Annotated in this window: 8 protein-coding genes and 1 riboswitch; of the genes, 2 read left to right on the top strand and 6 right to left on the bottom strand. The window is 44.6% G+C overall.

The window, feature by feature from the left end:
• A partial coding sequence (locus tag PL85_RS16575) for a methyl-accepting chemotaxis protein (RefSeq protein ID WP_208895738.1) occupies nucleotides 1–1,497 on the top strand: 1,497 nt, incomplete at its 5' end.
• 130 nt (nucleotides 1,498–1,627) lie between these two features.
• Here the strand turns inward: PL85_RS16575 and PL85_RS16570 are convergent.
• The 3 genes from PL85_RS16570 to PL85_RS16560 all read right to left on the bottom strand — a co-directional run bounded on the left by PL85_RS16570 (nucleotide 1,628) and on the right by PL85_RS16560 (nucleotide 3,506).
• On the bottom strand, nucleotides 1,628–2,110 hold the full coding sequence (locus PL85_RS16570; RefSeq protein WP_038148283.1) for a YehS family protein: 483 nt from the start codon (nucleotides 2,108–2,110) through the stop codon (nucleotides 1,628–1,630).
• 170 nt (nucleotides 2,111–2,280) lie between these two features.
• Nucleotides 2,281–2,937 carry a 3,4-dihydroxy-2-butanone-4-phosphate synthase gene (gene ribB / locus PL85_RS16565; RefSeq protein WP_115339954.1) on the bottom strand — a complete coding sequence of 219 codons (657 nt, stop codon included), beginning with the start codon at nucleotides 2,935–2,937 and terminating at the stop codon, nucleotides 2,281–2,283.
• A 92-nt stretch (nucleotides 2,938–3,029) separates the two neighbouring features.
• Nucleotides 3,030–3,186, bottom strand: a riboswitch (FMN riboswitch).
• A 182-nt stretch (nucleotides 3,187–3,368) separates the two neighbouring features.
• A complete protein-coding gene (locus PL85_RS16560) occupies nucleotides 3,369–3,506 on the bottom strand; it encodes a hypothetical protein (protein ID WP_013868191.1) in 138 nt (45 codons plus the stop codon).
• A 145-nt stretch (nucleotides 3,507–3,651) separates the two neighbouring features.
• Between PL85_RS16560 and PL85_RS16555 the strand changes: the two genes are divergently transcribed.
• On the top strand, nucleotides 3,652–5,550 hold the full coding sequence (locus tag PL85_RS16555; RefSeq protein WP_115339955.1) for an SgrR family transcriptional regulator: 1,899 nt from the start codon (nucleotides 3,652–3,654) through the stop codon (nucleotides 5,548–5,550).
• Here PL85_RS16555 and PL85_RS16550 read toward each other — a convergent pair.
• The 3 genes from PL85_RS16550 to PL85_RS16540 all read right to left on the bottom strand — a co-directional run bounded on the left by PL85_RS16550 (nucleotide 5,547) and on the right by PL85_RS16540 (nucleotide 9,577).
• The gene (locus tag PL85_RS16550) at nucleotides 5,547–6,962 is read right to left on the bottom strand and encodes a coniferyl aldehyde dehydrogenase (protein WP_115339956.1); all 1,416 of its coding nucleotides are present in this window, start codon (nucleotides 6,960–6,962) and stop codon (nucleotides 5,547–5,549) included. The two genes, PL85_RS16555 and PL85_RS16550, sit on opposite strands and share 4 nt — an antisense overlap.
• Before the next feature lie 21 nt (nucleotides 6,963–6,983).
• Nucleotides 6,984–7,466 (bottom strand): Lrp/AsnC family transcriptional regulator, encoded by a 483-nt coding sequence (locus PL85_RS16545; RefSeq protein WP_010317305.1) that lies wholly within the window; start codon nucleotides 7,464–7,466, stop codon nucleotides 6,984–6,986.
• A 221-nt stretch (nucleotides 7,467–7,687) separates the two neighbouring features.
• Nucleotides 7,688–9,577 carry a methyl-accepting chemotaxis protein gene (locus PL85_RS16540; RefSeq protein WP_013868194.1) on the bottom strand — a complete coding sequence of 630 codons (1,890 nt, stop codon included), beginning with the start codon at nucleotides 9,575–9,577 and terminating at the stop codon, nucleotides 7,688–7,690.
• Nucleotides 9,578–9,695 lie beyond the last annotated feature (118 nt).

Here is a 9,695-nt window from a genome sequence, read left to right as displayed (position 1 = left end):
CGTTCATATCTGCAAATTGCCGATACAGCGCTCAAATCACTCAAACAAAAGAACGCTCCCCTCAGCGAAGCCATCACCATACTGCGTGACATCGCGTTTGAAAATAGTGGCTATATCTTTGGCTACAATAGCAAAGGGGATCGACTACTACTGGGCCAAAGTAATGCTGGTTTAGGCGATAACTTTTGGAACATGCAAGATACGCATGGCAACTATTTAATCCAAGATTTAATCAAAAATGCCAAAGTAGATAAGTTCACTACCTACTATTTCCCCAAGCCGGGAGAGACGACACCACTACCTAAATTGGCCTATTCTACCTATTTGCCACAGTGGGATCTAATGATAGGCACTGGCTTTTACACCGATGACATTGATGCTGTAATCGCCAACATGGAAACACTCGCTGCGGAAAATATGCAAAGCAGTTTAGTCAATATCGGTTTGATGAGCTTGATCATTATCCTCATCGTCGGTTTTTTCGCCATCATTTTAAATCGCAGTATCATGCGTCCTCTCGAGCTATTTGATTTATCGATTCGTTCATTTGCAAACGGTGACGCTGATTTAACTGCAAGAATGGAAAAATTCAACGCCCCTGAATTTGCAAGATTAAGTGATAACTTCAATGCCTTTGTCTCCAGCTTGCAAAGTATCATTGCGCGCGTGCACCAAGTTGGGCAACAGGTTGTGGATGAAACCAATGACATGACACAACGAGCACAACAAGTTGACGCCATTGCATCAGGGCAACGTGAAGAGACCGATCAAGTAGCGACAGCGATGACAGAAATGACCACCACCGCAACAGAGATCTCGAACAACGCCCACCATGCCGCTCAATCGGCAAAAGATGCTGACGACAACGCCAAAGATGCCCATGAAATTGTTGATTCAGCCGCACAATCGGTACAGGATCTCGCCAAAGAGGTCGCTGAAGCGAGCCTTGTGATTTCAAAACTGGAAGGCGATGTGAAAAACATTTCGTCTCTACTTGCAGTTATCCAAGATATTGCAGAACAAACCAATCTACTGGCGTTAAACGCAGCGATTGAAGCGGCTCGCGCGGGCGAGCAAGGACGAGGATTTGCCGTGGTAGCAGATGAAGTCCGAAAATTAGCCAGCCGTACCCAAGACAGTACAGGGCAAATTCATGCCATGATCGGGCAACTGAAAAATGCCTCTGATGCCGCAGTTAAAGCGATGGATTCAAGCCAAAGTCGTAGCTTAAGCACCGTAGAAAAAGCCAATGCCGCATCGACAGCATTACAAAAAATTCAAGACTCTATTGCCACGATTATGGATATGAACGCACTGATCGCAACGGCAACAGAAGAGCAAAGTATTGTTGGGCAAGAGATATCAGAGCGTATTGTGGTGATATCTGATCAAAGTAGTCAATCGGCTGAACTGGCTAATCAGAACCAAGCGGGTAGCCAACAGCTGAATAGCCGAGCCAACGAACTCTATGAGTTGGTAGACCGCTTTAAAGTTTAGCAAGAAGAGGTAAAACTGATATTCGTAAGCGTCAGAATGAAGATCGTTGATCATTAAAGTAAAAAAGCCATGTCGACATGGCTTTTTTCAATGAAGAGATCCCTAATGACTTACAGGAGATTTCTTTGGTTTAATCGATTTTTTCTTGATATTCGCGTTTATCTTCTGGACGCAGTTGACGCTGAACACCCATTAAAAAGTTACGCAGGATTTGATCTTTACATTCACGGTAGTGTTTATTGTCAGGCTTGCGGAAAAATGCATTGAGCTCGTGCTTACTTAAACGAAAATCGATGAAAGCTAATGTGTCTAAAATGTCTTCTGCTTTCATATCCAGCGCAATACGCAATTTCATGAAAATCATATTATTGGTTAAGCGTGTTTCAGGCTGAGGTTGTTCACCATCGCGTTTACCACGCTTTGTATTGATTAAGCCATTGAGAAATATCGCTAGATCCACATCACTCAACACAGATTCCGTCTCTTTGTTTAGCCAAGTAGTCACTTGCTCTTGAGTAACGCAGCCGTCCGCCGCAGCAAAAATCTCAACCATAGCTGAGTCTTTAAAATCAAAAGTGTAGCGAATACGGCGTAAAATATCGTTATTGGTCAAAATAGATCCTAGGGTTAGATTTCCAGTGCCATCAAGATGACAGACTGTGAAGAAATAGCGCGCCACTGTAGCAGAAGAGCGATCGGACACCTATCTATTTTATTAGATGTCGAATAATAGAGAAGATGGCGACTGACCCAAAGAAGCTTTACCTCTCTGGGCCATCGCAGTTAGGCTAATTGCAAATCAAATCTTGTTCGATACAACACCATATCTTCAATCGTCAATACAGGCATATTGTGCTTTTGCCCGAACGCAACGATCTCGGGTGTTTTGGCCATAGAACCGTCAGGATTGGTGAGTTCACACAATACGCCCGCAGGCATTAAACCCGCCATTTGCATAAGATCAACCGTCCCTTCTGTATGCCCACGACGAGCCAAAACACCCCCCGCCCGAGCGCGAAGTGGAAAAACATGGCCAGGGCGTGCAAGATCATCGGCTTTAGCATCAAAGCGAGCCGCGGTTTTTATTGTGGTGACACGGTCTTGCGCTGAAACGCCTGTGGTTACACCTGTTTTTGCTTCAATCGAAACCGTAAAAGCGGTTTGGTTTGCGCTATTGTTATGCATTACCATCGGGGGCAGTTGCAGTTGATTAGCCTGTTCATCGGTCAAACATAGGCAGACGATGCCACTGCATTCACGGATCATCAGTGCCATTTGTTGTGTGGTCAGTGACTCAACCGCATAAATGATATCGCCTTCATTTTCACGATCTTCATCATCAAGCAACAACACACCTCGCCCTTCTTTAAGCGCAGACAGTGCGTTTTCAACACGAGTAATAGGGTCGCCAAATTTGGCAAGTAGAGATAGCTGATTCATGGTTGTACTCCTAAAAAATCACCAGAATCAGGGCTGCTATGAGGGATCAAATCCAAAACAAATTGCACCAGCTAGCGAACTAACTGGCGTCTCTTCATTCTCTCTCATCCGGACTATAACCGTCGGCTCTGGTTTTTCACCAGATCTGCTGACCTCGATACATCGAGCGCTCGCGGGCTCATCTGCCTTCTCAACTGAAAAAACAAACACACCGCCGGTGGGGAATTTCACCCCGCCCTGAGAATTTAAAATATAAATTGGCTTTAAAAAAGCGATGTCATGGTAGTCGTTTACGATAAAGATGAAAAGTAGGACGAAGAAAAAGTGATGTGTATCGAAAAGGAAAGGCATCCTGCAATTATGCAATTGGGGGGTAACAGGAGCATAGCTAACTCAAGAGTTTAGGGTATGCAAGATGCCTTTATTCATGGTCACCAGTGACATAAATGAATCAGAGCTAAAATCGCCATTACCTCTATAGGGTTACGTGATTTTTCTAAACGCTGGCGGTAATAGATCGCCAGCGGTGTTGGCTGTTTGGTGTCAGTCGTTATGGGGTCGTTCATCATTCACCTCCTCAGCTATCGATGCGTTGATTGTGAATCAAAACAAGGAATACAAAAACTGAGAATTTTTTATTTTTTAATTCCTCATATCATCGAAATTAGCCTTAAAACGATATTTAAAAACTAAAAATCAATAAATGAGGAACAAATGATCATTAATATTTCTTATTTAGTTCTTCATAAATTCGCTACTATACCCAAACAACTTGGCCATAAAGGAGGGCAAAGCGCAAGGCCGTGCGAAGAACTGAACTGCCTATCTCTTCCCTTTCATCCAGAGGATTTGCGAGTGTCTGATCTTACTTTATTACGTTATTACACACGCCTGACCGTGCTTGGTGTGGGTCAAGAGATTAAAGTGTCGTTAACACAGGTTGCAGAATGTTTATTCACCTCACCGCGTCATGCACGAAATCTGGTGGCTAAAATGCAGCAACAAGGTTGGCTCAAGTGGCAACCCAAAGTCGGACGTAACCAACGCTCGATACTGCGCCTGAACCTCGATTTAGACACAATCAAACAAATGCTCGCGAAAGAGCAAATTTTGGCTGGGAAATATGAAAAAGCCTTAACCATACTGGATAATGATGAGGTAGTGTTTGGGCGTTTGTTGCAAAGTACTTCCGGCGCATCTATTCGCGAAGGTCGCTTACACATTCAACTGACGTATAAACGACCATTTGAACGGCTAGTGCCCCATCAAATACAGCGTAGTAGTGAGCGATTTCTGCTCAGGCAAATCTATTGCTGCCTCATCCAGTGTGATGAACAAGGACGCTTTCATCCAGAATTAGCCCATCACTGGGAGTATGATGCGCAGCATTTTCAGTGGGTATTTTATCTTCGCCCCGGATTAGCGTTTCACGATGGCTCACCGATTGATGCTAATACGATCGTGAGTTTATTTGCCAAACTCTCTAGTTTGGAAGAGTACAAAAAAGAGCTCGCGCATTTGGTTGATGTAAGCGCACCACAACCACAAAAAGTAGTATTTTCTCTTAATCAATCTGATTTAGGATTTGCAGGGTTGCTCTCTGGCGTCAAATATTCCATTCAACCAGCCAGCCAAGTGAACAATGCATACTCCCCAATGGTGACAGGTTGTGGCCCATTTCAAGTTCAAGATCACTCGCCTCACAAACTCATTTTAAGCGCATTTGACCAATTCTATGGCTGCCGAGCTTTAACGGATCACGTCACAATTTGGATTTTAAATGAAGACGAGTTGTACCATCAAGGCATGCATATCAAACAAAAAAATCAGCAACAAAACATCTCTTGCCACCACGATGTAGAGCTGAGTAACGTTGAAGAACTGGCGATCATCACCTCTAATCAGTCGTCAAGAGTGGAAGATGGCTGCATGTTTATTTTGTTCAATCAAGGTGCTCATTCACCTCTTAATGAAAATCAGAAACGCTACCTAGCTACCGAGATATCTGGAGAAAAACTGGAGCACTATTTAGCACAACAACCAGCTAAGTTTGACGCCGTCGTTGCCAGTAACCTACTGCCAGTATGGCAACCTGTGGTGCGACCACCAGCGCCCAAAGCAAGCCTGCCAAATCAAATCTCGATTGCCGTCTATGACTACACGGTACTGATTCATTGCGCCTTCGGTGTGAAACATATTTTAGAGGAGATGGGGCTGGCTGCTGCCGTCAACATTTACTCCTACCGAGAATTGAATTTTCTGGCCCAGCAAGGCAAATTGTACGAAACCATAGTTATCACCAATATTAATTTAGATGACAATCGGCATTTCAGTGCATTTAGCCATTTATTTGGCAACCCAATGTTGCACCATTGCATTGGCCCCGCAGAGAGCCAATGGCTGCTCAAAGCGTTAATCGACATTCGATCAACGACACCATTGACACACTACCTTATCGCGTTGGAACCGCTAGCATCGAGTTTGATCAACGAATACTGCCTCGTCCCTTTGTTCCACCATAAGCAAACATTACGTTTTCAGGGGGTGCTCAAAGATGTTGCACTGACCAACTGGGGATGGCCTGATATTAAAAATGTGTGGTCCATTGATTAGCGAATAAATAGCCTGCGTAATATTGCCAGCATCACTAAACGATAACGCAGCATCCACTGGCTACGTGGCAACCAACGCTTAGAAAACAATACGGTTTTGGCGTGTGAAAAGGTCTTAAAACCTTCAATCCCGTGATAGTGCCCAACCCCAGAATCGCCAATACCGCCAAAGGGGGCATCATCGGCGGCCACATGCAACAGAGTATCGTTCACAGCTAGGCCACCACTATGCGTTTGTGTACTAACCTGTTTGATCAGCTCGTGATCATCACTCATTAAATATAAAGCTAACGGACGTGGGCGAGCGTTGATATAAGCTATCGCTTCATCCAAACTGTGATAGCTCAATATCGGCAATATGGGGCCAAATATCTCATGTTGGGATAACAACATATCAACCTTCACATTCGTCACTAAGCAAGGCAAAAATTGATACGTTCCCGCTTTTGCATCGCCTTCTACGGGATGCAATGTGGCCCCTTTTTGTTTAGCATCGTCTAAGTATTGTTGCAGCCTATCAAACTGAGTTTGATTAATAATATGTGACGTATCATAGCCATCTTTAGTGGAAAAATAGCGCTTAAAGCGTTGCAGATAGAGCTCCACAAAGGCTTGTTGTTTGCCTTCCGGCAGTAAAACATAATCAGGAGCAACACAGATCTGCCCTGCATTGATGGCTTTGCCAAGCATGATGTTATCAACGCTGAGCGCAAGGTCAGCATCAGGTGCAATGATCACGGGGGATTTCCCACCAAGCTCTAACGTTACTGGTGTTAGGTTTTTCGCAGCCGCTTGGGCAACCAATTTACCTACCGGTGTTGACCCCGTAAATAACAGATGATCAAAGGGTAACGCACTGAACTGTGCGGCAACGTCAGCCCCACCTTCTACAGTATCAACCGCTTCATCGACCGTCGCAAAAATACGCATCAACACTTGGTTGGTGCAAGGCGTATGTTCGCTCAATTTGACCATAGCGCGATTACCTGCTGCCAATGCTGTGACTAATGGAGCCATACTGAGCACGATAGGAAAATTCCAAGGTACAATCACCCCCACAAGGCCCAAGGGTTGATAGTGAACGCTCACTGTCGACGGCAATAATAGCCAACCCGCATGACGCGATTGCGATTTTGTCCACGATTTGAGGTGTTTTAGCGTGTAGTTAATGTGTGAAACGGCCGGTAGCAGATCGCAAACCGTACTATCAAAGCGACTCCGATAACCATAATCCTGATTTAAGGCTTCAACGAGCGCGGCCTGTTCACTGAGTAACGCGGTTTTTAAGCGCTGCAACCAAATACGTCTTTGCTCAAGGCTAGGATACGGCTCTGCTATTGTCTGCTGTTTTAACCTAGTAAAAAGTGTCGTAACGTCTTTAGTTAAGGGCTGTTGCTGTTCTGTTTCTTGCACCGTATTTCACCTCATTCGCAGCTAAGGCAGCGTCTTGGAAATGAGCTCAGGATTAATGCCAAAGCTGGCTTTATGTTCTTCAATCACAAATTCACTGCGCGTTTGAATCACTCCCGGCAATGTCCCCAACTTGCCAGACATAAAACTTTGGTAGGCTTTCATATCTTTCACCCTCACTTTGATCATGGTGTCAAAATCACCGGACAATGAATAACATGCTTCAATTTCTGGAATGTCCGCCACTGCTTGTGAAAAGCGCTCAAAAATAGAGAAACTGGTTTGATCCAATCGAATATGAATGAACACTTGTACATCCAGACCTAACTTTTCTGGGCACAGTTCTGCATGGTAGCCTTTGATGTACCCTTCCTTTTCTAAGCGTTTGACACGATCAGAACAAGGAGATGTGGTTAAATTCACCAACTTTGCCAGCTCAACAACGGGAAGCCGTCCTTTACTGTGCAAAATACGTAAGATCTGTTGGTCGATGCGGTCTAGGCTCATGGTTTTACACGGCGCTCTAAAAAAAGTGATATGGCATACAATAATGGCTTACAGCGTTAAACCAACCTATCATCACAAGGCATTGTGATATAAATCACATAGAATAGGGGAACGTTAGAATAAAAAGACTGAGGAGAAAAAAGGAAAAGAAAGTGAGCAAGAACCCACTTTCTTGGTTGTAATCTATTTATCGCCTCTTTACTTTGAGTACGTTGAGATGATTACAGTTTGAAACGAGAAATTTCTTTATCTAACTCATTCGCTAAACGGTGCATTTCATGAGCTTGTTGCACTGCATTTTGCGCATCACTGGCGAGTTGGTCGCTGACTTCACGTACCGATTCGGTGTTGCCATTAATATCCGCTGTCACCAAAGATTGCTCTTCTGCTGCTGATGCAATTTGCGTCGCCATATCACTGATCATCTGAATGGCTTCGCTGATTGCGTGTAAGCTTTCTCCTGTGTGGTTCACATCTTGCACACTTGTTTCGACCAGTTTATGGCTTTCCGTCATGACAGAAACAGCATTGGTCGTTACCTTCTGCAAACCGGAAATTTTAGACTGGATCTCCTCGGTAGAGGCATGAGTGCGCTGAGAAAGCACTCGGACTTCATCAGCTACAACGGCAAAGCCACGACCTTGCTCTCCGGCGCGCGCTGCTTCAATCGCCGCATTCAAGGCCAACAAATTTGTCTGCTCTGCAATCGAGCGAATGGTCGACAGAATGGTTGAAATCTCATTAGCGTGCACTTCTAATTCACCAATGATGCCCACAGCACTGCTAAGCTCTTGTGCTAACTGATTGATTGACTGTTTGCTTTGCTGCATCTGGCGATAGCCTTGTGCGCCAAGCTCAACCGATTCATTGGCATTTTTAGCGGTATTATCAGCATTGCCCGCGATTTCAGCGGTCGCAGATGCCATTTCAGTTACCGCAGTTGCAACCATAGTAATTTCATCTTGTTGAGTACGAATCCGTTCACTACGTTGACTGGCTGAGCTTGCGGCCTGTGTCGCTCCTTGGTTAAGGGAAACGGAAACATCACGCACGCTTTGCACCATGACATGGATGCGATCGACAAATTTATTGAACTTATCCGCTAAGATACCGACTTCATCGTCACTGCGAACGGCTAAACGACGGGTTAAATCGCCATCACCTTCGGCGATATCTGACAAAGCTTGAGCAATATTACTCAACTCATTCAACTGACGAGCGACGAACCATGAGGTCGCTAATGCCAAGATCACTAAAATCATCAAGCCAATCAAGCTCTGTTTCAATAGCATGTCATTGAGTGGCTGTTCAAGAACCGTTTTGTCCATCACCATAACCAACAGCCAGTCGGTATGTTCAATACTTTGCGCCATCAATACTTTGGCCTGACCATCAATATCAACAAAGAGTGGTAATTGAGAATTTGCCGCCTCTGATATGCTTTGAATGGTCAGTTGTGAGGCCATTTCTTGGGTAGGTTTTAAAATAAGCTCTTGATTGGGATGGGCAACAATTAGCCCCTTGGTATTCACCAAAATAGCATTGCCCTTCCCGGGAACCTCAATAGCTAAGACGTCCTTGATCAATTTACCCAAAGCTAAATTGGAAGCGGCGACGCCAATCAGTTGGCCATTTTGACGGACAGGTTCTGCCAATGTCACCACTAAGGTTTGCATGGTAACGCTGACGTAGGGGGCGGTTGTGATCGGTTTACCCGCGACTTTGGCTTCTTTATACCAACCACGCTCACGAGGATCATAACCATTTTGGTTACGCGATCCGTCATTGCGGATCATATCGCCCTGTTCATTACCGTAATAACTCAGCCCAAACTCACCAGACTCCAAGGTTTGGCGTAGGTGAGGAACAATGTCTAATTGTGGATTACGCTCAATTTCGTTTTTTAATCCTAGCAGCGTTTTTTGTTTACCATTAAACCAGTCACCAATCCCTTTTGCATGAGCCTGTAATGTATTACGCGCTTCACTCTCAATCGCTCTCCAGCTGTCGGTTTTAAAGGTTTGATAGCCAACCATAACCAATGCAGCGGCTGTCAATGTAATAGCAGCAACCACAGAGAACACCATTTTTCTCTTTAAACTCAATTGCATTGCAATGCTCCTTGAAGCTTGTTCACCAAAGTAATGGGCTTGAGAGTATTACAACTATGGATTATTACTTTGCCTAAGTTCCCAATACTTGACACTCGTGCAATAGAACGGCACGTAA

The organism is Vibrio anguillarum (assembly GCF_001989995.2).
GTDB classification, from domain to species: domain Bacteria; phylum Pseudomonadota; class Gammaproteobacteria; order Enterobacterales; family Vibrionaceae; genus Vibrio; species Vibrio anguillarum.
This window is presented reverse-complemented; position numbering and strand designations above follow the sequence as displayed.